The organism is Azonexus fungiphilus (genome assembly GCF_003634965.1).
Lineage (GTDB): Bacteria > Pseudomonadota > Gammaproteobacteria > Burkholderiales > Rhodocyclaceae > Azonexus > Azonexus fungiphilus.
This window is the reverse complement of record NZ_RBXP01000016.1, coordinates 276292-303064: the sequence shown is the minus strand read 5'-3', so window position 1 is coordinate 303064 and position 26773 is coordinate 276292. Positions and strand designations below refer to the sequence as shown.

Genomic DNA, 26773 nt, shown 5'->3' with positions numbered 1-26773 from the left:
GCATGCTCGACATCGTCTTTTCCGTAATCGCCCGCGACCTCAAGCTGGCGATGCGTCGCCAGGCCGACATCGTCTCGGCGCTGTTCTTCTTCGTCATCGTCGTCAGCCTGTTTCCGCTCGGCATCGGCCCCGAGGTCGATCTCCTGCGGCAGTTGGCGCCCGGCGTGCTCTGGGTTGCCGCGCTGCTGGCGACAATGCTCTCGCTGCCCCGGTTGTTCGCCGACGACCACCGCGACGGGACGCTCGAGCAACTGGCACTGTCGCCGCATCCGCTCGGTCTGGTGGTCACCGGCAAGGTGATCGCCCACTGGCTGGTTTCCGGCCTGCCGCTGGCGCTGATCGCGCCAGTGCTGGGCATCCAGTTCGACCTCGCCGGCGACGCCCTGCTCGTGCTCACCGGCGCCATCCTGCTCGGCACCCCGGCGTTGTCCGGCATCGGCGCCATCGGCGCGGCGCTGACGCTGGGCCTGCGCGGCGGCGGCGTACTTTTGTCCCTGCTTGTTCTCCCCCTCTACATTCCGGTGCTAATATTCGGCGCTGGTGCAGTCGATGCCACGGTGTCCGGTCTCGGGGGGGAAGGACATCTTTCACTGCTCGCTGCAATGACCATCGCCGCAATCGGTTTCGCCCCCTGGGCGTCGGCTGCGGCCCTGAAGATCGCCCTCGAATGAACGACCGCTTCAACCTGTACCGTTTCGCGTCGCCCGCCACCTTCTACCCGCTGGCCGGCAAGATGATTCCCTGGTTCGTCGCCGCCGGCATCCTGTTCGGCCTTGCCGGGCTCTATGTCGGCATGCTCGTCGCACCGACCGACTTCCAGCAGGGCGAGGGTTACCGGATCATCTTCATCCATGTTCCAACCTCGTGGATGAGCATGTTCATCTACCTCGTCATGGCCTTCTGGGCGGCCATCGGCCTGGCCTTCAACACCCGCCTGTCGGGCATGATGGCGCAGGCGCTGGCACCGACCGGTGCGCTGATGGCCTTCCTCTCGCTGTGGACCGGCGCCCTGTGGGGCAAGCCGATGTGGGGCACCTGGTGGGTCTGGGACGCCCGGCTGACCTCCGAACTGATCCTGCTCTTCCTCTACATCGGCTACATGGCCCTGGTCGCCGCGATCGACGACGCCCGCCGGGCCGACAAGGCCGGCGGCATCCTGCTGCTGGTCGGCGTGGTCAATATCCCGATCATCTATTTCTCGGTGAAATGGTGGAACACGCTGCACCAGGGGTCGAGCGTCAACCTGACCAAGTCGGCAATGGCCGAGGTCATGCTCTGGGGCATGCTGCTGATGGCGCTGGCCTTCTGGATGTATTCGATCGCCGTCGCCCTGGCCCGGGTGCGCACCATCCTGCTCGAGCGCGAGCGCCACACCGAGTGGGTCAGGAAGGAACTGGCCGGAGGCGAGCAATGATCTACTGGAACAGCTTTTCCGATTTCCTCGCCATGGGCGGCTACGGACTTTACGTCTGGGGCTCCTTCGGCGTCACCGCGCTGGCGATGCTGATCGAACCGATCGTCGTCGCCCGCAACCGCAAGGCCACCGTCGCCCGCCTGAAGCGCCAGCTGCGCGCAGAATCCCGGAGTACCGAAGCATGAAGTCACGCCACAAGAAACTCGCCCTGATCGGCGGGGCGGTCGCGCTCGTCGGCATCATCGCCGCGCTGGTGCTGAACGCCCTCAACAGCAACATCGCCCTGTACATCTCGCCGACCGATGTCGCCCAGGGCAAGGCCCCGCAGGACAAGCTGTTCCGCATCGGTGGCCTGGTCAAGGAGGGCAGCATCCAGCGCCAGGCCGACGGCGTGACCATCCGCTTCATCGTCACCGATTCCGAATCCGACATCGTCGTCGACTACGTCGGCATCCTTCCCGACCTGTTCATGGAAGGCAAGGGCGCCGTCGCCCAGGGGCGCCTGCTGCCGGACGGCAGCTTCAAGGCCCAGGAAGTGCTGGCCAAGCACGACGAGAACTACATGCCGCCGGAAGCGGCCAAGGCGCTCAACGACGCACACGTCCGCGGCGTCCAGAAACAGGCCGAGCAGGAAGCGGCCAAGGCGGCCCAACCGAAAGCGAGCTACTGAGCATGATTCCCGAACTTGGCCATTTCGCCCTCATCCTCGCCACGCTGATCGCCCTGCTGCTCGGCACCTTGCCGCTGATCGGCGCGCACACCGGGCGCCAGCCATGGATCGCGCTGGCCCGCCCGGCAACCACCGCCTTCGCGCTGCTGGTCACCCTGTCCTTCGCCTGCCTGACCTGGGCCTTCGTCGCCAACGACTTCTCGGTGGTCTACGTCGCCCAGCACTCGAACTCGCTGCTGCCGCTCGAATACCGGATGTCGGCCGTGTGGGGCGGCCATGAAGGCTCGCTGCTGCTGTGGATGCTGATGATGTCATGGTGGGCGCTGGCCGTGCGCATCTTCTCCCAGCAGCTGCCGGAAGCCATGCTCGCCCGCGTGCTCGGCACCCTCGGCCTGGTCTGCTTCGGCTTCCTGCTCTTCATCCTGTTCACGTCGAACCCCTTCGAACGCCTGCTGCCCGGCGTCGCCGAAGGCCGCGACCTCAACCCGCTGCTCCAGGACCCCGGCCTGATCATCCACCCGCCGCTGCTCTACATGGGCTACGTCGGCTTCTCGGTGGCCTACGCCTTCGCCATCGCCGCACTGCTCTCGGGCAAGCTCGACGCCGCCTGGGCGCGCTGGTCGCGGCCGTGGACGACGGCAGCCTGGGTGTTCCTGACACTCGGCATCGCGATGGGTTCGTGGTGGGCGTACTACGAGCTGGGCTGGGGCGGCTGGTGGTTCTGGGACCCGGTCGAGAATGCGTCGTTCATGCCCTGGCTGGTCGGCACGGCGCTGATCCACTCGCTGGCGGTCACCGAAAAACGCGGCAGCTTCAAGAACTGGACGGTGCTGCTGGCAATTTCCGCCTTCTCGCTGTCGCTGCTTGGCACCTTCCTCGTCCGCTCGGGCGTGCTCACCTCGGTGCATGCCTTCGCCACCGACCCGACCCGCGGCATCTTCATCCTCGTCTTCCTGGTTGCGGTGATCGGCACCTCGCTCGCGCTGTTCGCCTGGCGCGCCCCCTCGGTCGGTCTCGGCGGCAAGTTCGGGCTGGTCTCGCGCGAATCGCTGCTGCTCACCAACAACGTGCTGCTCGTCGTTTCCTGCGCGACGGTGCTGCTCGGCACGCTCTATCCGCTGCTGATCGATGCCCTCGGCGTCGGCAAGATCTCGGTCGGTCCGCCGTATTTCGATGCGGTCTTCGTACCGGTGATGGTGCCGGTGCTCTTCCTCATGGGCGTCGCCCCGTTCGCCCGCTGGAAATCGGCCTCGCTGCCGGAGATCCTGCGCCTGACCCGCTGGGCCTTCGCCGCTGCGGTCGCCGTCGCCATCGCGCTGCCGCTGGTTTATGGCCAGTGGAAGGCGTTGACCGCGCTCGGCCTGCTGCTCGCGGTGTGGATCACGCTGACCGCGGCAATCAACTTCGTTCAGCGCGTCCAGGCAACCCGCGGCGAACGCGGTTTCATCGCCGCCGCCCTCGATCAGCCGGCAGCCTTCGCCGGCATGCATCTGGCGCACGTCGGGGTTGCCGTGTTCGTCGTCGGCGTCACCATGGTATCCAGCTACGAGCAGGAAAAGGACGTCAAGATGGGCCCCGGCGACACCATCGAGGTCAGCGGCTACAGCTTCACCTTCAACGGCGTGCGTTCGGTGCAGGGGCCGAACTACCAGGCCGCGCAAGGCGATTTCGACCTGGCGATGAACGGCCGCTTCATCCGCAAGCTCGACCCGGAGAAGCGCAACTACTTCTCGTCGTCGATGCCGATGACCGAAGCCGCGATCGACGCCGGCCTGCTGCGCGACGTCTACGTCTCGCTCGGCGAACCGATCAATCCCGACAAGCCGGACGGCGAATGGGCCGTCCGCGTCTATTACAAGCCTTTCGTCGACTGGATCTGGGGCGGCTGCGTGATCATGTCGCTGGGCGGCCTGCTGGCCATGCTCGACCGCCGCTACCGCAACCGGCGCAAGGCCACCGGAGAACAGGCATGAACCGCTACTACTGGATTCTCGGCGCCTTCGCCGCGCTCGTCGTGCTGCTCGCCGTCGGGCTCAACCTGAACCCGCGCGAAGTGCCCTCGCCGCTGGTCGGCAAACCGGCCCCGGCGTTCCGCCTGGCGGTGCTCGGCCAGGCAGACAAAACTATCGGCCCCGAGGACATGAAGGGCAAGGTCTGGCTGCTCAACGTCTGGGCCTCGTGGTGCGTCTCCTGCCGCCAGGAGCACCCGGTGCTGGTCGATTTCTCGCGGCGCGGCAACGGCACCCCGATCGTCGGCCTGAACTACAAGGAACTGCGCGGCGACGGCGCCATCGACATGCGCCGCGTCCCGGCCGAGCAGGAAGTGCCGATGGCGCTCGAACGCGCCGCCGGCTGGCTGAAGGAACACGGCGACCCCTACCTGCTGACGGCAATGGACATCGACGGCCGGGTCGGCATCGACTACGGCGTCTATGGCGTCCCGGAAACCTATGTCATCGACAAGGCCGGCATCATCCGCATGAAGCACACCGGACCGGTCAGCCCGCAGGTGCTCAACGAGAAGATCCTGCCCCTGGTCGCGGAGCTCAACAAATGATCATCGTCCGCACCCTGGTTTTTGCCCTCGGACTGCTGTCGACCGTTGTCTTCGCCTCGGCCACCTACGAAGCCGCGATCGCCGACGACCCGGTCGCCGAAAAGCGCCTGCAGGCCCTCTCGAAGGAACTGCGCTGCCTGGTCTGCCAGAACGAGACGATCGCCGATTCCAACGCCGAGCTCGCCGTCGACCTCCGCCGCGAGATCCGCGGCATGATCCGCGACGGTCGCTCGGACAACGAGATCCTCGACTTCATGGTGACCCGCTACGGCGATTTCGTGCTCTACCGTCCGCCGGTCAAGGGCATCACGCTGCTGCTCTGGGCCGGCCCGATCCTGCTCCTGCTGATCGGCATCCTGGCCATGCGCAGCTACCTCAAGCGCCGCGCCGTCGAGGTTGCCGTCGCCGACAAGCCGCTTTCCGCCGATGAAGCCCGCCGCGCCGAAGCGCTGCTCAACGAAGCCGATCCGAAATGACCCAGTTCGCCCTCTACGCCATCCTGATCATCGTCGCCACCGCGGCGCTGGTCCTGCCCTCGCTGTGGTTCGGCAAGCGCCGCCGCGCCGTTGACGCCGACCGCAAGGCGGCCAATCTCGCGATCTTCCGCGACCAGCTCGCCGAACTCGAGCGCGAGCGCAGCGAAGGCTCGCTCACCGCCGAGGATTACGAACAGGCACGCAGCGAGCTGCAGCGCCGCCTGCTCGACGAAGTCGACGTTGCCGATGGCGACACCGCGGCCAGCCCGCCGACCAGCCGGCCGACCGCGATCGTCCTGCTGCTCCTGCTGCCGATCGCCGCAATGGGCGGCTACGCGCTGCTCGGCAACCCGGCCGCGCTCGATCCGGTCAACACCGCGCCGCAAAAACAGATGACCGCCGCCGACATCGAAGGCATGGTCGCCAAGCTGGCCGCGAAGATGCAGGACAACCCGGACGACATGAACGGCTGGGTGATGCTCGGCCGTTCGTACAAGATGCTCGGCCGTTACGCCGAGGCGGTCGACGCCTACGCCAAGGCCGAGGCCTTCATCGCCCAGGATCCGGAACTGCTCGCCAGCTACGCCGAAACGCTGGCGATGGCCTCGGGCAAGGGTTTGAGCGGCAAGGCCAGGACCTTGATCGACCAGGCGCTGAAGCTCGACCCCAAGCACGCGCACTCGCTGTTCCTGGCCGGCGCCGCCGCCATGGAAGCCGGCGACGCCAAGAACGGCATCGCCTACTGGGAAGCGCTGCTGCCGCAAGTCGAGGCCGGCTCCGAACTCGACCAGATGCTGCGCCAGGGCATCGAGGAAATGAAGAAGCGCGGCGGCTGAGTTTCAGTCGCCAGCCGCCGCCACCAGCGGCGGCGGAGTCATTCCCTGGTCGAGCATCTCGGTCTCGACCTTGAGCCGCAGCACGAGCAGGCCGCGCAAGGACTCGCGCGCCTTGTCGTCGGCCCAGGCAGCGTGATGCTCGGCGAGACAGGCTTCGATTTCGTGCCGCTGGCCAAGATCGACGCCGCAGATCATCGCGTACTTGTGGATCTCGTGATCGAGGGCGGCGATTTCCTGCCGGTAGTGTTCGAATCCGCTCATGACTTTCGCTTCCCGAAAAAAAGGCCCGTTGAAAAACGGGCCTTTTTGCTGGTTGACCGTGAACGCGAGTTTATTCGAACTCGATGATCACCTGGTCGACCGACAGGCTTTCGCCGACGGCGGCGGAGATCTTCTTGACCTTGCAGTCCTGCTCGGCCTTGAGGATGTTCTCCATCTTCATCGCTTCGATCACCGCCAGCTTCTCGCCGGCCTTCACTTCCTGGCCGACCTTGACCGCGACGTCGCGCAGCAGGCCGGGCATCGGCGAGAGCAAGAACTTCGACAGGTCGGGCGCCGGCTTTTCCGGCATCAGCGCCAGCAGTTCGGCAGCACGGGCGCTCATGACCATGAAGTCGGCGCGCGTGCCCCAGTGGAACAGCGAGTACTTGGTCTTGTGGCGCTCGACCTGGAGCGTGAATTCCTGGCCGTTGCAGGTACCGACGAAAAGCGACTCGCCCAGCTTCCAGCTCGACAGGATCTCGTAGGGCTTGCCGTTGTACTCGACGTGGTAGCCGCCGGGGATCGGACGCGCCGTCACCGGGTGGTTTTCCTTCTGGTCACCGTTCAGGCGAACCACCATCCACTGGTCGCCGACGATGCGCTCGTGGCCCTGCAGCTGGCCGGTGATCGAGGCGGAGCGGTCGGTGAAGGCACGGTACACGTAGGCAGCAACCGAGACCAGCAGCGCCGGATCGTCGTGCGGCACCATCGAGGCGTCGAAGCCGGTCGGGTAGTGCTTGGGGATGAAGCCGGTGTCGAAGATGCCGGAATGGAAGACCGGGTGCTGCATCAGCGCGGCCTGGAACGGGATGTTCGAGGAAATGCCGCGGATGACGAAGGCGTTCAGCGCGTCGCGCATGCGGGCGATGGCGGCGTTGCGGTCCTTGCCGTGCACGATCAGCTTGGCGATCATCGAGTCGTAGAACATCGAGATCTCGCCGCCGTCGTAGACGCCGGTATCGACGCGGGTCGTGCCCTGGGCATCGCTGGTCTCGGCCGGCGGCAGGAACTTGACCAGGCGGCCGGTGGAGGGCAGGAAGCCGCGGAACGGGTCTTCGGCGTTGATCCGGCATTCCATCGACCAGCCGTTGATCTTGACGTCGGCCTGGGTCAGCGGCAGCTTCTCGCCGTAGGCGACGCGGATCATCTGCTCGACCAGGTCGAGGCCGGTGATCAGTTCGGTGACCGGGTGTTCCACCTGCAGACGGGTGTTCATTTCCAGGAAGTAGAACTCCTTGGTCGCACCGGAGACGACGAATTCGACCGTACCGGCCGATTCGTAGTTCACCGCGCGGGCCAGGGCCACGGCCTGCTCGCCCATCGCCTTGCGCATTTCCGGATCGACGAAGGGGGACGGCGCCTCTTCGATGACCTTCTGGTGGCGACGCTGGATCGAGCAGTCACGCTCGTTCAGGTACACATAGTTGCCGTGGCTGTCGCCGAGCACCTGGATTTCGATGTGGCGCGGCTCGAGCACGTACTTTTCGATGAAGACGCGGTCGTCACCGAAGGAGTTGCGCGCTTCGTTGACGCAGGACGAGAAGCCTTCGTGCGCTTCGGCGTCGTTGTAGGCGACGCGCAGGCCCTTGCCACCGCCGCCGGCGGAGGCCTTGATCATCACCGGATAACCGATCTTCCGGGCGATTTCCACGGCGGCGTCGGGGCCGTCGATGGCATCGTTGTGACCGGGGATGGTATTGACCTTGGCTTCGATGGCCAGCTTCTTGGACTCGATCTTGTCGCCCATCTTGGCGATCGAGTAGTGCTTCGGACCGATGAACTTGATGCCTTCTTCTTCCAGGCGACGCGAGAACTCGGCGTTCTCGGACAGGAAGCCGTAGCCCGGATGGACCGCTTCAGCGCCGGTCTGCTTGCAGGCAGCGATGATCTTGTCGGCGACCAGGTAGGACTCCTTCGAGGCGGCCGGACCGATGCAGACGCCTTCGTCGGCCAGGTCGACGAAGAGCGCGTCCTTGTCGGCCTCGGAGTAGACGGCGACGGTCTTGATGCCCATCTTGCGGGCGGTCTTGATGACGCGGCAGGCGATCTCGCCGCGGTTGGCAATCAGAATCTTCTTGAACATTTAGCTATTCCTCCCTGACGCTTACAGCGGGATGTTGCCGTGCTTGCGCCACGGGTTGTCGAGTTTCTTGTCGCGCAGCATGGCCAGCGAGCGGGCGATCCGCTTGCGCGTGGCGTGCGGCATGATCACGTCGTCGATGAAGCCGCGGGCGCCGGCGACGAACGGATTGGCGAACTTTTCCTTGTACTCGGCTTCGCGCTGGGCGAGCTTGGCCGGATCGTTCTTTTCCTCGCGGAAGATGATCTCGACCGCGCCCTTCGGCCCCATGACGGCGATTTCCGCCGACGGCCAGGCGAGGTTCACGTCACCGCGCAGGTGCTTGGACGACATCACGTCGTAGGCGCCGCCGTAGGCCTTGCGGGTGATGATGGTGACCTTGGGCACGGTGCACTCGGCGTAGGCGTAGAGCAGCTTGGCGCCGTGCTTGATGATGCCGCCGTATTCCTGGGCGGTACCCGGCATGAAGCCCGGGACATCGACGAAGGTGACGACCGGAATGTTGAAGGCGTCGCAGAAACGGACGAAGCGGGCGGCCTTGATCGACGACTTGATGTCCAGGCAGCCAGCCAGAACCAGTGGCTGGTTGGCGACGATGCCGACCGGATGGCCATCCATGCGGCCGAAGCCGATGATGATGTTCTTGGCGTAGTCGGGCTGGATCTCGAAGAAGTCGTTGTCATCAACAACCTTGATGATCAGCTCCTTCATGTCGTACGGCTTGTTGGCGTTATCCGGCACCAGGGTGTCGAGGGAATAGTCGAAGCGGTCGACCGGATCGTTGGTCGGCGTGACCGGCGGCTTTTCCTTGTTGTTGGCCGGGATGAAGTTCATGAAGCGGCGCAGCATGGACAGCGCTTCAACGTCGTTCTCGAAGGCCAGGTCGGCAACACCGGACTTGCTGGTGTGGGTCACCGCGCCGCCCAGTTCCTCGGCGGTCACGTCTTCGTGGGTGACGGTCTTGACCACTTCCGGACCGGTCACGAACATGTAGGACGAATCCTTGACCATGAAGATGAAGTCGGTCATCGACGGCGAGTACACCGCACCGCCGGCGCAGGGGCCCATGATCATCGAGATCTGCGGCACGACGCCGGAGGCCATCACGTTGCGCTGGAACACGTCGGCGTAACCGCCCAGGGAAGCGACGCCTTCCTGGATGCGGGCGCCGCCCGAGTCATTGAGGCCGATCACCGGGGCGCCGACCTTCATCGCCTGGTCCATGACCTTGCAGATCTTCTCGGCGTGGGTTTCCGACAGCGAGCCGCCGAACACCGTGAAATCCTGCGAGAAGACGAAGACCAGACGGCCGTTGATCGTGCCGTAGCCGACGACGACGCCGTCGCCCGGGGTCTTCTCGGCCTGATCCATGCCGAAATCGACGCAGCGGTGTTCCTTGAACATGTCCCATTCTTCGAACGAGCCCGGATCGAGCAGCAGTTCGAGGCGTTCGCGGGCAGTCAGCTTGCCCTTCTTGTGCTGGCTGTCGATGCGCTTCTGGCCACCGCCGAGGCGGGCCAGTTCACGCTTTTTTTCCAGCTGGCGGATGATGTCATGCATAGAAAACTCCCAAAATGGAACGGGTGATCAGTGTTTCAGATAGTCGAGCAGCGCATACGCGGCGGCGGCCGGTGTCGTATGCCCCGACTCGACGGAACGAGTCAGCGCGGGCAGGTTCTCCTGCACGCGCGGATGGAGACGGAAATGCTGACGCAGGCCGGCGTCGATCAGCTGCCACATCCAGGCCAGCGACTGGTGCTGGCGTTTTTGCTCGAATTCGCCGGTCGACCGCAAGATTTCGCGGAATTTCTCGACCTCGGCCCAGAACTCGGTGATCCCCTGCTTGTGCAGCGCCGACAGCGCGATCACCGGCGGTGACCAGTTCTTCGACGCCGGACGCAGCATGTGCAGCGCGTTGCGCCACTGGGCGCGGACGACGGCGGTCGCCTGCTTGTCGATGTCGGCCTTGTTGATGACCACCATGTCGGCGATCTCGACGATGCCCTTCTTGATCGCCTGCAGGTCGTCGCCGGCGTTCGGCAGCTGCAGCAGGCAGAACATGTCGACCATGCCGGCGACCGTGGTTTCGCTCTGGCCGACGCCGACCGTCTCGATGATGATCACGTCGTAGCCGGCCGCCTCGCAGAGCAGCATGGCTTCGCGCGTCTTCTCGGCGACGCCGCCGAGCGAACCGGCCGACGGACTCGGCCGGATGAAGGCTTCCTCGCGCTGGCTGAGCAGTTCCATGCGCGTCTTGTCGCCGAGGATGGAACCGCCGGAGACCGACGACGACGGATCGACGGCGAGCACGGCGAGTTTCTTGCCCTGCTCGATCAACCAGACGCCGAGCGCCTCGATGAAGGTCGACTTGCCGGCCCCGGGCACGCCCGAGATGCCGACCCGGATCGCGTTGCCGGTCTTCGGCAGCAGCGCGGTCAGCACCTGCTGGGCACGCCGCTGGTGATCGGCGCGGGTCGATTCGATCAGCGTGATCGCCTTGGCCAGCGCCCGGCGCTGGCCAAGGCTGACGCCATCGACCAGTTGCCGGTCGGCATCCGAGAGGAGATTCGCCTGCACCGGCGCCTCGTCCAGTTTCATCCCGGCCTTAGCCGCGCGCCTTGCGGATTTCTTCGAGCACGCGCTTGGCCGAATCCTCGATCCGGGTGCCCGGACCGAAGATCGCCTTGGCACCGGCCGCGTACAGCGCATCGTAGTCCTGCGCCGGAATCACGCCGCCGGCGAAGACGATGATGTCGTCGGCGCCCTGGGCTTTCAGCGACTGGATGATCTGCGGCACCAGCGTCTTGTGGCCGGCGGCCAGCGACGAGCAGCCGATGGCATGGACGTCGTTCTCGATCGCCTGGCGGGCAGCTTCTTCCGGGGTCTGGAAGAGCGGGCCCATGTCGATGTCGAAGCCGAGATCGGCATAGGCCGTGGCAACGACCTTGGCCCCGCGGTCATGGCCGTCCTGGCCGAGCTTGGCGATCATGATGCGCGGGCGACGGCCTTCTTCTTCGGCGAACTTGGCGACATCGGCCTTGATTTCTTCCCAGCTTTCCATGCCTTCGACGACGCCTCCGTAAACCCCGGAAATGGTCTGGTTGTTGGCGCGGAAACGGCCGAAGACCTTTTCCAGCGCATCCGACACTTCGCCGACCGTGGCGCGCAGGCGGATCGCCTTGACGGTCAGGTCGAGCAGGTTGCCTTCGCCGCTTTCGGCGGCCTGGGTCAGCGCGTCGAGCGCGGCATTGACGGCGGCGCTGTCGCGGCTGGCCCGAATGCTCTTGAGGCGGGCAATCTGGGCTTCGCGGACGGCGTGGTTGTCGATATCGAGGATGTCGATCGCGTCTTCCTTGGCCAGCTTGTACTTGTTGACGCCGACGATGACGTCCTTGCCGGAATCGATGCGCGCCTGCTTGTCGGCGGCGCAGGTTTCGACCTGCATCTTGGCCCAGCCGGATTCGACGGCCTTGGTCATGCCGCCCATCGCCTCGATTTCCTGGATGATGGCCCAGGCCTTGTCGGCCATGTCCTGGGTCAGCTTTTCCATCATGTAGGAACCGGCCCAGGGGTCGATGACGTTGGTGATGTGCGTCTCTTCCTGGATGATCAGCTGGGTGTTGCGGGCGATGCGCGCCGAGAACTCGGTCGGCAGCGCGATCGCTTCGTCGAGCGCGTTGGTGTGCAGCGACTGGGTGCCGCCGAACACGGCTGCCATCGCTTCGATGGTGGTACGGACGACGTTGTTGTACGGGTCCTGCTCGGTCAGCGACCAGCCGGAAGTCTGGCTGTGCGTGCGCAGCATCATCGACTTCGGGCTCTTGGCGTTGAAGCCGGACATGATGCGATGCCAGAGCAGACGGGCGGCGCGCATCTTGGCGATTTCGAGATAGAAGTTCATCCCGACCGCCCAGAAGAAGGACAGGCGGCCGGCGAAGGTATCGACGTCCATGCCGGACGCGATGCCGGTGCGCACGTATTCCATGCCGTCGGCCAGCGTGAAGGCGAGTTCGATCGCCTGGTTGGCACCGGCTTCCTGGATGTGATAACCGGAAATCGAGATCGAGTTGAACTTCGGCATGTTCTGCGCCGTGTAGGCGAAGATGTCGGCGATGATCTTCATCGACGGCTTGGGCGGATAGATGTAGGTGTTCCGCACCATGAATTCCTTGAGGATGTCGTTCTGGATCGTGCCGGAGAGCTGCTCCTGCTTCACGCCCTGTTCCTCGGCGGCGACGATGTAGCCGGCGAGGATGGGCAGCACGGCGCCGTTCATCGTCATCGACACGGAAATCTTGTCGAGCGGGATGCCGTCGAAGAGGATCTTCATGTCTTCCACGGAGTCGATCGCCACGCCGGCCTTGCCGACGTCGCCGGTGACGCGGGCGTTATCCGAGTCGTAGCCGCGGTGCGTGGCCAGGTCGAAGGCCACGGAAACGCCCTGGCCGCCGGCGGCAAGCGCCTTGCGGTAGAAGGCGTTGGAGGCTTCGGCGGTGGAGAAGCCGGCGTACTGGCGGATGGTCCACGGCTTGACCGCGTACATCGTCGGCTGCGGGCCGCGCAGGAAGGGCGCGACGCCGGGCAGGGTGTCGGCGAATTCGAGGCCGTCGACGTCCTTTTTCGTGTACAGCGCCTTGACGGCAAGGCCTTCGGGGGTATTCCACACCAGGTTGTTGACATCGCCACCCGGGGACTGTTTGGCCGCGGCCTTTTCCCAGACATCCAGGTTGTTGGAATCAAAGAACTTTTCAGACATGAAACACCTCTCGCCGATTCGATTTTTTCGGGCCGATGATGCAGAATTCAAAATTCTACGCTTTCAGGGCCCAGCTTGACATGGTCAGCCCATCATAATACTTTATCCATAATTACGGAGGCAAGTCGGCAATGTACCGGCTGCCCTGCCTACAACTCACCAAAAAATGAACCGCATTGCACCTACCGCGCTTTACCAGGAAGTCGCCGAACGACTGCGGCAACGCATCTTCGCCCACGAACTGACACCCGGCACCTGGATCGACGAGCAGAAGCTCGCCGAACAGTACGGCATCTCCCGGACGCCGCTGCGCGAAGCGCTCAAGGTCCTGGCTTCCGAAGGACTGGTCGAACTGAAGCCGCGCCGCGGCTGCTACGTGACCGAAATCTCGCGCCAGGATCTCGATGACATCTTCCCGCTGATGGCCATGCTCGAGGCGCGCTGTGCCTTCGAGGCAGTCAAGCGCGCACGCAGCGCCGACCTGGCGGCGCTCAAGGCGATCCACGAGCAGCTCGAGTCGGCCGCACGCGATGGTCGCATCGACGCCTTCTTCGAGGCCAACCAGGAATTCCACAAGAAGATCCAGGCGCTTTCCGGCAACCGCTGGCTGCTCTCGGTGATCCAGGACCTGCGCAAGGTGCTCAAGCTCTCGCGGCTGCACTCGCTGTCGCTTGAGGGCCGACTGCAGCAGTCGCTCGACGAGCACCGGGCGATTCTCGCCAGCATGCTCTCCGGCGACGCCGCGAAATCGGAAAAGCTGATGCTCGACCACATCCAGTCCGGCCGCGAGGCGCTGGCACGGATGGACTCGCAAGCGACCAAGGGCAGCTGAAAATTCGCCGGATTTGACGGTCGACCGTCAAATCCAGGCAAAAACCCATAAAAAAACCCCGGGCGACATTGATCGCCCGGGGTTTTTTGTCGACTTGCCGCTTAGTGGTTGGACGCCGAGGCAGCGCCGTAACCGGTCTGCGCGCGCACGTACTGGTCGTCGAAAGCTTCGATTTCCGACTGCGCCCGCACGCTCGAATCCGACTTCGAGAAGAGGTAGGCGAGCAGGAAGGCAACCGGCATCGCGAACAGCGCCGGCTGGGTGTAGGGGAACAGCGGCGCGGCATTGCCGAGCACGTCGACCCACACCGACTTCGAGAAGAGCACGAAGAGCACCGCCGAAACCAGGCCGCCGTAACCGCCCCACAGGGCGCCGCGGGTGGTCAGGCCCTTCCAGTACATCGACAGGATCAGCACCGGGAAGTTGGCGGCTGCGGCAACACCGAAGGCCAGGCCGACCATGAAGGCGATGTTCTGCTTTTCAAAGGCGATGCCGAGAACGATGGCAACGAAGCCGAGGCAGATCGTGGCGATCTTGGAAACGCGGATTTCCGCGGCTTCCGAGGCCGTACCCTTCTTGATCACGCGGGCGTAGATGTCGTGCGAGATTGCCGAAGCACCAGCCAGTGCCAGACCGGAAACGACCGCCAGGATGGTGGCGAAGGCAACCGCCGCGAGGAAGCCGAGCAGCATGTCGCCGCCGACCGCCTTGGCCAGGTGCATGGCAACCATATTGCCGCCGCCGATCAGCTTCTTGCCGATTTCACCACCCTCGAAGAATTCCGGGTTCTGGCCGACGATGATGATCGCGGTCAGGCCCATCAGGAAGATGACGTTGAAGAAGTAGGCGACGAAACCGGAGGCATACAGCACCGACTTGCGGGCTTCCTTGGCGTCGGTGACGGTGAAGAAGCGCATCAGGATGTGCGGCAGGCCGGCGGTACCGAACATCAGGCCGAGGCCGAGCGAGATCGCGGTGACCGGGTCGGCGAGCAGGCTGCCCGGGTGCATCAGCTTCTCACCCAGCTTGTGCACCGACATCGCCTGATCGAGGACGTTGGTGAACGAGAAGTTGAAATGCCCCATCGCCAGGAACATAACCAGCGAGCCGCCGGCGAGCAGCATGCAGGCCTTGATGATCTGCACCCAGGTCGTGGCGACCATGCCGCCGAAGGTGACGTAGACCATCATCAGGATGCCGACGGCGAAGATCGCGACGTTGTACTCGAGGCCGAAGAGCAGCTTGATCAGCTGACCGGCACCGACCATCTGGGCGATCAGGTAGAAGCAGACGACGGTCAGCGAGGACACCGCGGCCATCGTCCGCACCTTGCCCTGGTCGAGGCGGTAGGCGGTGATGTCGGAGAAGGTGAACTTGCCCAGGTTGCGCAGGCGTTCGGCCATCAGGAAGAGGATGATCGGCCAGCCGGCGAAGAAGCAGAGCATGTAGATGTAGCCATCGTAGCCCTGCATGTAGACCATCGCCGTCAGACCGAGCAGCGTCGCCGCCGACATGTAGTCACCAGCGATCGCCAGGCCGTTCTGGAAACCGGTGATGCCGCCGCCGGCGGTGTAGAAGTCAGAAGTCGACTTGGTGCGGCTGGCCGCCCAGTAGGTGATCCCCATGGTCAGCGTCACGAAGATGCAGAACATGATGATGGCGTGCCAGTTGGTCGCCTGCTTTTCGGTCGCGCCGACCGCATCGGCGGCAACGGCCAGGGTGCACAGGCTGAGCAGCCCGAGCGCGGAAATGATCTTGCGCATTATTTGTTCTCCTTCCAGGCTTCACGCACCACTTCCTGCGAGAGGGCGTCGAATTCGGTATTGGCACGACGCACGTAAACCGCGGTCAGCACCCAGAAGAAGATGAACATGAAGAGTTCCACGACGACACCGACGGTCCATCGCGAGCCTTCGGCGATCGGCTGGCCCAGCGACTGCGGGGCGAAGGCGACGACCATCACGAAACCGTAGAACATGATCAAGACAATTGCGGCCAAGGTCCAGGCGAAGCGTCCCCTCCTGGCGACCAGCTCCTGGAATTTGGGATTAACCCGCATCCTTTCGTACATCGCGCTGCTCATAATTGTTCTCCTTATTAATAATTACCGAAGAATCGGCGCGGGCATTGTATCTTATATAAGACTCAACAACCTTACACCGCGTGTAAGTTTTGCACTCGGTGGTTTTAACGGAAATCATCAATAAAATGAGTAGCATAGACCTCAGCATCGACGACGAAGTCGCGACCCTGACGCTCAACAACCCGGGCAAGCTGAATGCCATCGACCTGTCGATGTGGCGCTCGCTGAGCGAAAAAATGGCCATTCTCGCGGTCGACCGCAAGATTCGCTGCATCGTCCTGCGCGGCGCCGGCGACGAGGCTTTCGCCGCCGGCGGCGACCTCGAGGAGTTCGTCAGCGGACGCGCCACGCTCGAGCAGGCACTGCACTATCACGGCGAAGTCGCCGCCGCGCTCAACGCCATCGCCGACTGTCCGCAGCCGACCGTGGCGCTGATCCGCGGCGCCTGCATCGGCGGCGGCCTCGAGATTGCCGGCGCCTGCGACCTGCGCATCGCCGGCGAGGGTGCGAAGTTCGGCGCGCCGATCAACAAGCTCGGCTTCTCGATGTATCCGGGCGAAATGGAAGGCCTGCTGCGCCTCGCCGGACCGGCGGTGGTCAAGGAAATCCTGCTCGAGGGGCGCATCCTGAACGCCCGCGAGGCCTACGAGAAAGGCCTGGTCACCCGCGTCGTCGCCGACGCGCAACTGGTCGACGAAGCCTACGCCACCGCCCGTCGCATCTGCCTCGGCGCGCCACTGGTCGCCGGCTGGCACAAGCAGTGGATTCGCCGACTGCTTGACGGTCGACCGCTGAGCGAAGCCGAAAAAGCCGAATCCTTCGCCTTCCTCGCCACCGAGGACTACCGCGAAGGCCTGGCGGCCTTCCTCGAGAAGCGCAAACCGCAGTTCAAGGCACGCTGAAGCGCAGACTCAGGCAGCGAACAGGCTCCACAGCATCTTCGCCGAAAGCAGCAGCAACAGCCCGGCGAAGATGCGGCGCAGCAGGCGAACGGGCAACCGGTGCGTGAGCCGTGCGCCAAGCGGTGCGACCAGCACACTGGCAACAAGAATCACGGCCAGCGCCGGCAGATAGACGAAACCGAGACTGCCCGGCGGCAGCCCGGCCTGCCCCCAGCCATGCCAGACATAACCGCAAGTACCACCGATGGCGATCGGCAGGCCAACCGCCGCCGAGGTCCCGATCGCCTGCTGTGGCCGGACGTTGCACCAGATCAAATAGGGTACCGTCAAAGCGCCGCCGCCAATCGCCACCAGGCTCGAGAAAGCGCCGATCACACCGCCGGCCAGACTCAGACCGAGCACGCCGGGCAAGCGGCGGCCGGCTGGCGGACGTCTTTGGCCGATCATCTGGCCGGCGACGAAGAGCATGAAGGCGACGAAGATCAAGGCCAGGCCGCGCGACGACACGAGTGCGGCAAGATAAGCGCCACACAAGGTGCCAAGCAGGATGCCCGGGGTCAGCCGCCGCACCACCGGCCAGAGCACGGCCCGGTGGGCGTGGTGGGCACGCAGACTGGAAGCGGCGGTGAACAGGATGGTCGCCATCGATGTACCGAGCGCCAGATGCAGCACTTCGTTTTCCGGAAAGCCTTGTCCGGCGAACAGCAAGGCCAGCATCGGCACCACCACGACGCCGCCGCCGACGCCGAGCAAGCCGGCGAAAAAGCCGGCGACCGCGCCCGTTGCCAGATAAGCGGCAAGCAGCATCAGCGACATCAGGCCAGGGTCAGCCGGTGCACGAGGCCAGCCAGCCGACAATACCGTCGCAGCTCCGGAAATCGTCGCTGGCCCGTACCGGGATCTCCGGTGCCAGTTCGCCGAACAGGCGTGCCAGGGCGTTGCCCGGGCCAATTTCGAGGACCGCATCCGGCTGCATCTCGCGAATTGCCTGCAGGCAGGCCGCCCAATCGAGCGGCTCGGCCAGCTGGCGGGCCAGCGCAGCGAGCGCCGGCGCAGCGCGCCGGGCCGGCGTCGCATCGATGGCGCTGAGTACCGGGCAGCACAAACGGGCGTCAGCCAGCGCTGCCAGATGCTGCCCGAAAGCCAGCGCCGCCGGCACCAGCCGCGCCGTATGCGACGGCGTCCGCACCGCGAGTTCCACCAGACGCGTTGCCCCGGCCGCCGCCAGCGCGTTGGCCAGTTCAGGCCGAGCCGCCTGCGGGCCGGCCAGCACCAGATGGCGCGGCGCGTTGCGGATGGCAATGGCGAACCCAGCCGCGCTCGCCAGTCGGGCAACCTGCGCCTCCGCCAGACCGAGCACGGCGAGCATGCCGTACTCGCCGGGCGCAGCCTGATCCATCAAGGCAGCGCGCATTGCGCACAAGCCGACGCCCTGAATCGGCGAAAAGGCACCGGCGACGCAGCAGGCAGCCATCTCGCCCAGCGAATAGCCGGCAACACAGACCGGTTGCGGCAAACGATCGCGCAACTCAGCCCACAACACCATCTGCTGGGCGAAAATCAGCGGTTGCGCGACCTTGTTTTCGGCCAGCCAATCCGAGGGCGACGGCTTGTCCGCATGGAATTCGGGCACGACCGCCGACACTGCGGAAAGCAAGCCGGTGTCGCCGGTGTCGACAAGCTGCCGCCAATGCGCCGGGGTCTGCCCGCCCTGGCCGCTGAACAGGAGCGCCAGCCGCATCTCAGGCAAGCCCGTCGAGTTCGGCCAGGAACAAGGTCACCCCGAGCAGGTCGGCACTACCGCCGGGGCTCAGGCGGCGGGCGACGAAGGCGGCATCGATTGCCTGCGCCCGCTCGCGCCAATCGCTGGCCAGGACACCGCCGGCGGCAAGAAAATCGGCCGCCTGCCGGCGGCCGAAGGCGAGTCCGTCCAGACCGCCGCGCCACAGCAGATTGCTGTCCTCGACTTCGGCGATCAGTGCAAACAGGGCTTGTGCAGCCGCCAGTTCGGGATCGCCGGTGGCGGCCAGGATGCCGCGGTAGGCCGGCAAGCCGATCGCCAATGCGGCCGGGAAACCGGCTGCCGCTTCCTGACGGGCGCCGCCGCTCCCGTAACGCCTGGCGACGAGCAACCCATGGCTGTCCGCCGGTGCCTGCGCAAGATCGGCCAGAATCTCCTTGCCCCAGCGTTCAGCGACGCAGCGGCAAGCGCTGGCAGCGTCGAGCACCTGCTCGCCTGCGAGCAAGTACCCGCTGGCGGCACCAAGCAAGCCGAGATTGAAAATCGCGCCACGGTGCGTGTTAACGCCACCGGTCGCCGCCAGCATGCGTCGCTCGGCGGCAATACCCAGCGCTTGCAGCGCAGGCAGTCGGGGATTGTCGCAACCGCATGCCGTAATCGCCGGAAAATATGCGCGCAGCGCCTGCAAGCTGCGCACGAAACTGGCGAAATCCATATCGGCATGACTCCCCCGACTTCCCGGGCAGACCAATCCCGGCTTAAGCGGCAGGGCCACCTCGCGGTAGAGACTGCGAATCGCCAGACGGCCGAGATGGTCAATCGACGTCGCCAGCCCCGGAAGCCAGCATCTAGCGGATGCCCGTACGGCAGTTTCAGTCATCGCGATGCTCCGGTGACAGGGTTTCGATCAGGCGCACCAGCGGCAACAGGGCAACGTCGCGCTGGCCTTTTGCCAGCACCGGCATCTCCGGCGTCTGCAGATGGGCGAGAACTTCGCGCCAGGCAACGGCATTGCCATCGGGAAAACGGATTTCGCCATCGAGACGGCAGGGCAGACGATCGGCCGCCAGCGCCAGTTCGCCAAGCGCGATCATCAGTTGCCTCTTGCTGGCGATTTCGCAGATCAGATCGATATCCGATGCCTGATGGCGATAGGACTCGCCGCTGATCACTTCCCAGGCCAGCGAACCGTAAACACCAAACGTGATCGCACCGGCCTGCGCCCGTTCAGCCAGCATTCGAAGCTCCGGAGCATATGTGGCCGGCAGGCGATGCAGGCACTGCGCCAATGCCAATGGCGGCCGACAGCGTGCGACCGCCGCCGGCTCGGCACGGATGCTCAGGCGATGCCGTCCCTGCCCCGTCGGCAACGTCAGACCGAGCAACAGCATCTGCTCATCGGCGGGCTGGCGCGCTGCCACCAGTGGCCGGCCAGCGGCGAGCCAGCGCTGTACGGCCTGCGCCATCGGGCTGCCAGCTGCGGCGCAAGGCGACTGCCAGGCGGCCTCCGGCTGCAGGTAAACCAGGTCGTGACGCAACATGAGTCAGCCGGCACCCACCGCATGCTCTACCTGTCGGCTCACGCCGGCCGCCAGTTGCCGCCCGCCACGCGTCGTGGCGAGGCTTTGGCGTTGGTCGCCGGCACCCCGCGCCTGAGCGATGTCACGCAAGGCATCGAGCAGTAGCGTCGCCGACGGTGCCGGCCAGATCGCCGCGATCGCGCCCATCTTCTGGTAGCTCGCAGCTCCCGGGGCGAAGATCGGCGAACTCGCCGCCAGTTCGACCAGCCGTTCGTAAGCGATCTTGGTCACCCGCGCCATCGCCCGCAAGTCCATCACCCGAACCTGGGCATCGGCCAGCGCATAGGCCTGGTCGGCCATCAGGCCGAAGGAGAGGAAACCGCCGCTGACCGCGTTGGCGGTCACCAGGGCGAGCGAGGGATGCCCCTGGCGACGGGCGAAATCGACACAACTGGCGAGATGCGCCAGCGAACCGTTCAGGCAGAGCAGTTCCTGACTGCGCGACAGCGCCTGACCGCTGGTGTCGACCAGGAAGACCAGCGGTCGTCCGGGATGCTGCTCGACCGTATCGAGAACCGTGCCGGCCAGCGCCAGCGCCATCGCATGATCGATGGCCGCCGCGTCGGTGGTACCAAGTACCGCGACCGGGCCCAGGGCAGTCTGCGCCTCGCCGGCAAGCACCTGGTTGGCCACGGCGACCGCGTGGCCGGCCGGGAATAGCGCATCGAGAATGGTATTCAGCGTCATGTCGGCAATCCTTCCTTCAAGGCAATCAGCTCGTCGCAATCGAGCAGCGGTACGCGCTCCGGCTCGCTGATGCCGAGCGCTGCCCAGATTTCGAGACCGTCGCGGCAGCGGCCGTAGGCGCTCAGTCGCCCCTGCAGACGAGCCTGCTTGGCGCGCAACCTGGCCAGGGTGTCGGGCGTTTCCTGCCAGTCGTCGAGGAGCTCGATGCTGCCCCGGCGAAAAGCAGCGATATCGTCGTCGACCAAGGCTGCGCAGTCGTCCATCAGGTAACGGTGCTTGCCGCCGGTGACGCGCCAGACCAGGGCCCGGTCCTTGGCATCGAATTCCTCGACGCCGGCCACCGTTTCGATGACCTCCGGACCGGACAGCGCCAGCCGCCCCTCTTCAGACATGACCACCGCCGAACACAGTTTGGCGACGATGCCCATGCCGCCGAAGGCACCGCAACTGCCGCCGACCAGCGCAACGACCGGCACCCCGGCAGCCCGCGCATCGAGCACGGCGCGCATGATTTCGGAAATGGCGATCAACCCGGCGTTGGCTTCGTGCAGGCGAACGCCGCCGGAATCGATGAGGAAGAGCACCGCCGCCGGTCTTTCGGCAACAGCGCGTCGCAGCAGGCCGACAATCTTGGCGCCGTGGATTTCGCCGACGGCACCGCCCATGAACTGGCCTTCCTGGGCGGCGACCAGGACCTGCCGGCTGCCGAGTTGACCTGCGCCAACGACGACGCCGTCGTCGAAAGCCCCGGGCAGGTCGAGCTGGGCCAGGTGCGGACTCGGTTGCGCAACAGCCGGTGGCAGGAATTCGCAAAAGCTGCCGGGGTCGAGCAGGCCGGCCAGACGCTGGCGGGCGGTGGCCTCGAACCAGCTATGACGGATGGACAGACTCATTGCGCACCTCCGCGATAGTCGGCCAGCGCCTGCGCCAGGCGCAGGCTGACGACCGCCGGGGTCGCCCCCATGTCGTTGATGGCGATGCTCGTCCCGCCGACTGCCTGGCTGGCGGCGAAGGTCGCCAGCACGGCGCGCCAGGTTTCGCCGAAACCGCGTGCCGAGGTGTTGACGCTGATTTCGCAAATCTGACGGTCGACGCCCGAACGGACCAGAATTTCGAGATTGCCGGAGCCGACCACGCCGCATAGCGCGGGTGGCGCAGCGGCAAGCAGGGCTTGCGAGGGAAACTTGAATTCGAGTTTTTCCATGGCATTCACCAATTGCGGAAACGGGAAGGCGGTGCGTAGAGGCCGCCCGACCAGCGCACCAGGTCCTTGACCGAGCGCGCCGCGAGCAGGTCGCGGCTGGCCTGCCGGGGATTGATGCCGAGGTCTTCGGGACGACGGACGATGCCGCGGTCGCGCAGGTTCTCGACCATCGCCTTGTCGCGCGCCATGCCCACCGGGGTGAAGCCGGCGACGCCGCGGATCGCCTGCTCGCGCTCTTCCGGCGTCCGGCAGAGCAGCAGGTTGGCGATCCCTTCCTCGGTCACGATGTGGCTGACGTCGTCGCCGTGAATCATGATCGGCGGCAGCTCGGCGCCCATGCTGCGCTGCAGTTGCCAGGCATCGAGTTCCTCGACGAAGACCGGTGCCATGTGCTCGCGGAAGGTCTCGACCATCTGCACGACCAGCTTGCGCCCGCGCGTCGCCTGCGGCCCGTAGGCTTCGCGGCCGGCCTTGAGCCAGGCCGGGCTGGCGTGACGGCGGCCGTGCGGGTCGGAACCCATGTTCGGGGCGCCACCGAAACCGGTGATCCGGCCCAGCGTCGCCGTCGAGCTGTTGCCGGCCAGATCGAGCTGCAGGGTCGAGCCGATGAACATGTCGCAGGCGTACAACCCGGCTGTCTGGCAGAAGGCACGGTTGGAACGCATGCTGCCGTCGGCACCGGTGAAGAAGACGTCCGAGCGGGCGGCGATGTAGGCGTCCATGCCGACTTCCGAACCGAAGCAATGCACCGATTCGACGAAGCCGGATTCGATCGCCGGGATCAGCGTCGGATGCGGATTCAGCGCCCAGTGCGTGCAGATCTTGCCCATCAGGCCAAGCTCGGCGGCATAGGTCGGCAGCAGCAGCTCGATCGCCGCCGTGTCGAAGCCGATGCCGTGGTTCAGGCGGGTGACGCCGTACTCGGCATAGATGCCCTTGATCGCCATCATCGCCATCAGCACCTGGACCTCGGTAATCTGCGCCGGATCGCGGGTGAACAGCGGCTCGATGTAGTTCGGGCGCGGTGCCTGGACGGTGAAATCAACCCAGTCGGCCGGCACATCGACGCGCGGCAATTTCTCTACCCGCTCGTTGACCTGGGCGATGACGATGCCACCCTTGAACGCCGTCGCCTCGACGATGGCCGGCGTGTCCTCGGTATTCGGACCGAGGTAGAGATTGCCCTGGGCATCCGCCGCCTGCGCCGCGATCAGCGCAACGTTCGGCGTCAGGTCGAGGAAGTAGCGGCCGAACAGTTCGAGATAGGTGTGGATGGCACCGATCTCGATGCGCTGCTGCTGGACCAGCTTGGCCAGCCGGGCGCCCTGCGGGCCACTGAAGGAAAAGTCGAGGCGGCTGGCCAGGCCGCGCTCGAAAAGGTCCACATGGCTCGGTAGCGCCAGGACAGACTGGACCATCTGGAGGTGATTGATGCGTGCCGGATCGCAGTCGGCCAGCGACTCGGCGAGGAAATCGGCCTGCTTCTGGTTGTTGCCTTCGAGGCAGACGCGGTCGCCCGGCTGGATGACGGCTTCGAGCAGGTCGATGATGCGGTCGACCGGGATTTCCTTGCCAAAACCGAGGCTGGCCGCCCGTTCGAGGCGCTTGCCACGGCTCTGGCGCAAGGAATCCCAGACGCGGGGAAGGGGGGCGTTCATGATCTTCGCTCCGCTCGCTTCAGGAACCGCTGTACTGCGCCGGCAGCCAGGTGGCGATTTCCGGGAAGATGCACAGCAGGACGATGCCGAGCACCATCAGCAGCAGGAAGGGCACCGTCCCCCACATGATTTCCTTCAACTTGATGTCCGGCGCGATGCCGCTGATGACGAACAGGTTGAGGCCGACCGGCGGATGGATCAGGCCCATTTCCATCAGGATGGTCATGATCACGCCGAACCAGATCAGGTCGATACCGAGCGCGTTCAGGGCGGGCAGGATGATCGGCGTCACCATCAGGATGATGGCCACCGGCGGCAGGAAGAAGCCGAGCACGATGAGCAGGATGTTGACCCAGAAGAAGAACTCCCACTTGCTCATCTCGAGCGAGATCATCCAGGCTGCTGCCGACTGGGTGATGTGCAGGTAGCTCATCACGTAGGTGTACAGGAAGGACATGGCGATGATCAGCATGATCATCGACGACTCGCGGGCGGTGCCGGAGAGGATGACCTTGAGGTCGCTCCAGCGCCAGCAACCGTAGATGGTCATGACCATCAACAGTGCGCCGAAGGCGCCAATCCCGGCCACTTCCGACGGCGTCGCCCAGCCGCCGTAGAGGGCGACCATGACGACGATGATCAGGCCGAGGAAAGGCGCCAGCCGCGGCAGCGTCTCCAGACGCTCCTTCCAGCTGTAGAACTCTTCGGCCGGCGGTGCGCTCGCCGTCGCCTTGCTGAGTGCGATCTTCTCGTTCTTCTCCGCCCACGACTTGTACATCACCCAGATCGAGAACAGGGCCGTCAGCAGCAGACCGGGGCCGACACCGGCCATGAACAGCTTGCCGATCGACTGTTCGGTTGCCAGACCGTAGAGGATCAGCGTCAGCGACGGCGGGATCAGGATGCCCAGGGTACCGCCGGCTGCGATCAGGCCGGTTGCCAGACGTTCGGAATAGCCACGCTTGCGCATTTCCGGGATGCCCGAGGAGCCGATCGCCGAACAGGTCGCCGGCGAGGAGCCGCACATCGCTGCAAACACCGAGCAGGCCAGCGTGTTGGCCAGACCCAGGCCACCCGGCACCTTGTACAGCCAGCGATTCAGCGAGTTGTACAAGTCCGAGCCGGCGCGCGACTTGCCGATCGCCGCGCCCATCATGATGAACAAGGGGATGGTCAGCAGCGTGAAGCTGTTCAGTTCGGAAAAGATGGTCTCGGCGATGATCGACAACTGCGCCGCCGGCATGAAGAAATACATGAAAATCAGGGCGACCGAACCGACCGCGAAGGCAATCGGCATGCCCGAGAAGAGGAAGAGGAAAGTGGCGGCCGCATAGAGCAGGCCCAGGGTTCCGACGCTCATTTGCGTTCTCCTTCGTCATCGCGCTGGATGCGTTCGATGGCCACCTGGATGGCGGCGTTGTGCTGGGGCGGCGGCTGATGCGAACGCATCGCTTCCGGCAGGGAATCCTCGATGAACTGGACGAAGATCTGCAGCGCCAGTGAAGTCATGCCCACCGCCATGGTGGCGAAAACCGGCCACATCTTCGGCGCCCACGAGGTATCACTCATGCGCCCCTCGTCCCAGGCTTCGTAGAAGAGATGCCAGCAGTTCCAGGCAACGAAGGCGCAGAACAGGAAAGACAGCAGGTCGGACAGGGCCATCCGCCACTGCGTCCAGCTCTGCGGCGTGACCTCGTCAAGAATCTCGATGGTCACGTGACCGCGATTCAACTGGGTGTGGGCGGCCGACAGGAAACTGGAAGCGATGAGCAGCATCACGCACAGTTCGATTTCCCAGTCGGTCGGCCAGGCGAAGAAATAACGGACGGCAACCTCGAACACGAGAATGCCGGTGGCGGCGACGATCAGAAAGGCCGACAGGTAACCCGTGGCAATGTTGAAGGCCTTGACCGCGCGGCTGATGAAGACTCCGGGGCTCATGATTCACCTCAAGAAGAAGGAGGAGCCGGGCCCAGCCCGGCCCGGGGGATTACTTGACCGACAGCGCCATGTCGAGCAGCTCGCGGCCACCCTTGATGTTCTCGGCAAAATCCTTGAACGCGGTCTGTTCGGCAACGGCACGCCAGGCTGCGAAAGCCTTCTCGTCCATGTCGGCGACCTTGGCGCCGGCCTTGGCATAAACCTCGGCCATGCGCGCATCGTCCTTCTTCGATTCATCGACACCGAATTGCTCCAGGCTGGCGCCGACCTCACTGACGATCTTCTGCTGTTCCGGCGTCAGCGAGTCGTACAGGCTCTTGGAAATGAGCAGCGGCTCGAACATGAACCAGAAGCTCTTGTTGCGCGCACTGGTCGCGAACTTGGTGAACTCCTGCAGGCGGAAGCTGATCAGCGAGGTGCTCGAGGTCAGCGCCGCATCGAGCACGCCCGACTGCATCGCCGAATAGATCTCCGACGACGGCATGCCGGTCACCGCCGCGCCGGCGCCTTTCAGCATCTGGTCCATTTCCTTGCTGCCGCCGCGGAATTTCAGGCCCTTGGCGTCGTCCGGCACGACCACCGCCTTCTTGGTCGAAGCGATGCCGCCGGCCTGCCAGATCCAGGTGAGGATCTTGATGTTCTTGTCAGCCAGGATGCGGTCGAGTTCCTTGCCGACCGGCGCATTCTTCCAGCGCATGCCCTGTTCGTAGCTGCTGACCAGGGTCGGCATCAGGGTGATGTTCACCTGGGGAATCTCGCCACCGCCGTAGGCCAGCGGCACCAGGCTCATGTCCAGCGCGCTCTTGCGCAGGGCACCGATCTGGCTGTTGGTCTTCATCAGCGAGCTGCCCGGATAGATCTCGAATTTCAGGCTGCCGTTGCTCCGCTTTTCGACTTCTGCGGCAAAGCGACGAACCAGTCGATCACGAAAATCACCGTCTTCGCTAGTCGCTGCCGGAAACTGGTGTGAAATCTTGATCACCCGCGGCGCCTGGGCATGTGCCCCAGGCAGGACGAACGTCAAGGTAGCGGCGGCAATCGCCAGGCCCAGGTAACGCTTGGTCTTGCTAATCATGGATGTCTCCTCCAGGGTTG

The 26773-nt window shown here is 64.8% G+C and carries 28 protein-coding genes; 10 read left to right on the top strand and 18 right to left on the bottom strand.

Translation table 11 applies throughout. The annotated features are described in order from the left end of the window. Window positions 1-2: 2 nt before the first annotated feature. From ccmB to ccmI, 8 genes are read left to right on the top strand one after another with little or no spacing between them, the layout of a single operon-like run. A complete protein-coding gene (ccmB, locus tag DFR40_RS12515; protein ID WP_121458827.1) occupies window positions 3-671 on the top strand; it encodes a heme exporter protein CcmB in 669 nt (222 codons plus the stop codon). Continuing rightward, window positions 668-1414 carry a heme ABC transporter permease CcmC gene (gene ccmC, locus DFR40_RS12510; RefSeq protein ID WP_121458826.1) on the top strand — a complete coding sequence of 249 codons (747 nt, stop codon included), beginning with the start codon at window positions 668-670 and terminating at the stop codon, window positions 1412-1414. The genes ccmB and ccmC overlap by 4 nt, the downstream gene beginning before the upstream one ends. Continuing rightward, the gene (gene ccmD, locus DFR40_RS12505; RefSeq protein ID WP_211329790.1) at window positions 1411-1599 is read left to right on the top strand and encodes a heme exporter protein CcmD; all 189 of its coding nucleotides are present in this window, start codon (window positions 1411-1413) and stop codon (window positions 1597-1599) included. The genes ccmC and ccmD overlap by 4 nt, the downstream gene beginning before the upstream one ends. After that, the gene (ccmE, locus tag DFR40_RS12500) at window positions 1596-2084 is read left to right on the top strand and encodes a cytochrome c maturation protein CcmE (protein WP_121458825.1); all 489 of its coding nucleotides are present in this window, start codon (window positions 1596-1598) and stop codon (window positions 2082-2084) included. Before ccmD ends, ccmE begins: the two co-directional genes overlap by 4 nt. 2 nt (window positions 2085-2086) lie before the next feature. After that, the gene (locus DFR40_RS12495; protein ID WP_121458824.1) at window positions 2087-4057 is read left to right on the top strand and encodes a heme lyase CcmF/NrfE family subunit; all 1971 of its coding nucleotides are present in this window, start codon (window positions 2087-2089) and stop codon (window positions 4055-4057) included. Further along, window positions 4054-4641 carry a DsbE family thiol:disulfide interchange protein gene (locus DFR40_RS12490; protein ID WP_121458823.1) on the top strand — a complete coding sequence of 196 codons (588 nt, stop codon included), beginning with the start codon at window positions 4054-4056 and terminating at the stop codon, window positions 4639-4641. Before DFR40_RS12495 ends, DFR40_RS12490 begins: the two co-directional genes overlap by 4 nt. Then, the gene (locus tag DFR40_RS12485; RefSeq protein ID WP_121458822.1) at window positions 4638-5117 is read left to right on the top strand and encodes a cytochrome c-type biogenesis protein; all 480 of its coding nucleotides are present in this window, start codon (window positions 4638-4640) and stop codon (window positions 5115-5117) included. The genes DFR40_RS12490 and DFR40_RS12485 overlap by 4 nt, the downstream gene beginning before the upstream one ends. Beyond that, entirely contained in the window at window positions 5114-5953 is an 840-nt protein-coding gene (gene ccmI / locus DFR40_RS12480) for a c-type cytochrome biogenesis protein CcmI (RefSeq protein WP_121458821.1), read from the top strand. The genes DFR40_RS12485 and ccmI overlap by 4 nt, the downstream gene beginning before the upstream one ends. 3 nt (window positions 5954-5956) lie before the next feature. Here the strand turns inward: ccmI and DFR40_RS12475 are convergent, their stop codons facing one another. The 5 genes from DFR40_RS12475 to scpA form a co-directional block, all read right to left on the bottom strand. Further along, window positions 5957-6214, bottom strand: a complete 258-nt coding sequence (locus DFR40_RS12475; protein WP_121458820.1) for a hypothetical protein — start codon at window positions 6212-6214, stop codon at window positions 5957-5959. Between the two features lie 70 nt (window positions 6215-6284). Then, window positions 6285-8297 (bottom strand): acetyl-CoA carboxylase biotin carboxylase subunit, encoded by a 2013-nt coding sequence (locus tag DFR40_RS12470; protein ID WP_121458819.1) that lies wholly within the window; start codon window positions 8295-8297, stop codon window positions 6285-6287. Window positions 8298-8318: 21 nt separating this feature from the next. Further along, complete coding sequence (locus DFR40_RS12465) at window positions 8319-9854, bottom strand: acyl-CoA carboxylase subunit beta (protein ID WP_121458818.1); 1536 nt, start codon at window positions 9852-9854, stop codon at window positions 8319-8321. 27 nt (window positions 9855-9881) lie between these two features. Continuing rightward, entirely contained in the window at window positions 9882-10892 is a 1011-nt protein-coding gene (gene meaB, locus DFR40_RS12460) for a methylmalonyl Co-A mutase-associated GTPase MeaB (protein WP_121458817.1), read from the bottom strand. Window positions 10893-10899: 7 nt separating this feature from the next. Beyond that, window positions 10900-13050: a methylmalonyl-CoA mutase gene (gene scpA, locus DFR40_RS12455; protein ID WP_121458816.1), complete on the bottom strand. Its 2151-nt coding sequence runs from the start codon at window positions 13048-13050 to the stop codon at window positions 10900-10902. A gap of 166 nt (window positions 13051-13216) precedes the next feature. On the opposite strand from scpA, the gene DFR40_RS12450 reads away from it, so the two are divergent. After that, window positions 13217-13882 carry a GntR family transcriptional regulator gene (locus DFR40_RS12450; protein WP_121458815.1) on the top strand — a complete coding sequence of 222 codons (666 nt, stop codon included), beginning with the start codon at window positions 13217-13219 and terminating at the stop codon, window positions 13880-13882. Between the two features lie 101 nt (window positions 13883-13983). Here the strand turns inward: DFR40_RS12450 and DFR40_RS12445 are convergent, their stop codons facing one another. Together DFR40_RS12445 and DFR40_RS12440 are read right to left on the bottom strand one after the other, a co-directional pair. Continuing rightward, the gene (locus DFR40_RS12445) at window positions 13984-15645 is read right to left on the bottom strand and encodes a cation acetate symporter (protein WP_121458814.1); all 1662 of its coding nucleotides are present in this window, start codon (window positions 15643-15645) and stop codon (window positions 13984-13986) included. Further along, on the bottom strand, window positions 15645-15965 hold the full coding sequence (locus tag DFR40_RS12440; RefSeq protein WP_173580934.1) for a DUF485 domain-containing protein: 321 nt from the start codon (window positions 15963-15965) through the stop codon (window positions 15645-15647). Before DFR40_RS12440 ends, DFR40_RS12445 begins: the two co-directional genes overlap by 1 nt. Before the next feature lie 125 nt (window positions 15966-16090). Between DFR40_RS12440 and DFR40_RS12435 the strand changes: the two genes are divergently transcribed. After that, on the top strand, window positions 16091-16867 hold the full coding sequence (locus tag DFR40_RS12435) for an enoyl-CoA hydratase/isomerase family protein (protein WP_121458813.1): 777 nt from the start codon (window positions 16091-16093) through the stop codon (window positions 16865-16867). Between the two features lie 9 nt (window positions 16868-16876). Here DFR40_RS12435 and DFR40_RS12430 read toward each other — a convergent pair whose 3' ends face one another. Genes DFR40_RS12430 through dctP form a run of 11 tightly spaced genes read right to left on the bottom strand, consistent with a single transcriptional unit; the run spans window position 16877 to window position 26753 of the window. Then, the gene (locus DFR40_RS12430) at window positions 16877-17683 is read right to left on the bottom strand and encodes a sulfite exporter TauE/SafE family protein (protein WP_121458812.1); all 807 of its coding nucleotides are present in this window, start codon (window positions 17681-17683) and stop codon (window positions 16877-16879) included. Between the two features lie 10 nt (window positions 17684-17693). After that, window positions 17694-18608 (bottom strand): malonate decarboxylase subunit epsilon, encoded by a 915-nt coding sequence (mdcH, locus tag DFR40_RS12425; protein ID WP_121458811.1) that lies wholly within the window; start codon window positions 18606-18608, stop codon window positions 17694-17696. A gap of 1 nt (window position 18609) precedes the next feature. Continuing rightward, a complete protein-coding gene (mdcB, locus tag DFR40_RS12420) occupies window positions 18610-19488 on the bottom strand; it encodes a triphosphoribosyl-dephospho-CoA synthase MdcB (protein WP_121458810.1) in 879 nt (292 codons plus the stop codon). Further along, window positions 19481-20149, bottom strand: a complete 669-nt coding sequence (gene mdcG, locus DFR40_RS12415; RefSeq protein WP_121458809.1) for a malonate decarboxylase holo-[acyl-carrier-protein] synthase — start codon at window positions 20147-20149, stop codon at window positions 19481-19483. Before mdcG ends, mdcB begins: the two co-directional genes overlap by 8 nt. 3 nt (window positions 20150-20152) lie before the next feature. Next, a complete protein-coding gene (gene mdcE, locus DFR40_RS12410) occupies window positions 20153-20875 on the bottom strand; it encodes a biotin-independent malonate decarboxylase subunit gamma (RefSeq protein WP_121458808.1) in 723 nt (240 codons plus the stop codon). Then, window positions 20872-21768, bottom strand: a complete 897-nt coding sequence (locus DFR40_RS12405; RefSeq protein WP_121458807.1) for a biotin-independent malonate decarboxylase subunit beta — start codon at window positions 21766-21768, stop codon at window positions 20872-20874. Before DFR40_RS12405 ends, mdcE begins: the two co-directional genes overlap by 4 nt. After that, a complete protein-coding gene (gene mdcC, locus DFR40_RS12400) occupies window positions 21765-22079 on the bottom strand; it encodes a malonate decarboxylase acyl carrier protein (protein ID WP_121458806.1) in 315 nt (104 codons plus the stop codon). The genes DFR40_RS12405 and mdcC overlap by 4 nt, the downstream gene beginning before the upstream one ends. A 5-nt stretch (window positions 22080-22084) precedes the next feature. Continuing rightward, window positions 22085-23737 (bottom strand): malonate decarboxylase subunit alpha, encoded by a 1653-nt coding sequence (gene mdcA / locus DFR40_RS12395; protein ID WP_121458805.1) that lies wholly within the window; start codon window positions 23735-23737, stop codon window positions 22085-22087. A 19-nt stretch (window positions 23738-23756) separates the two neighbouring features. Continuing rightward, on the bottom strand, window positions 23757-25097 hold the full coding sequence (locus tag DFR40_RS12390; RefSeq protein WP_121458804.1) for a TRAP transporter large permease: 1341 nt from the start codon (window positions 25095-25097) through the stop codon (window positions 23757-23759). Continuing rightward, a complete protein-coding gene (locus tag DFR40_RS12385; RefSeq protein ID WP_121458803.1) occupies window positions 25094-25678 on the bottom strand; it encodes a TRAP transporter small permease subunit in 585 nt (194 codons plus the stop codon). The genes DFR40_RS12390 and DFR40_RS12385 overlap by 4 nt, the downstream gene beginning before the upstream one ends. A gap of 49 nt (window positions 25679-25727) precedes the next feature. Next, window positions 25728-26753, bottom strand: coding sequence for a TRAP transporter substrate-binding protein DctP (dctP, locus tag DFR40_RS12380; protein ID WP_121458802.1), 1026 nt, complete (start codon window positions 26751-26753; stop codon window positions 25728-25730). Window positions 26754-26773: the final 20 nt, after the last annotated feature.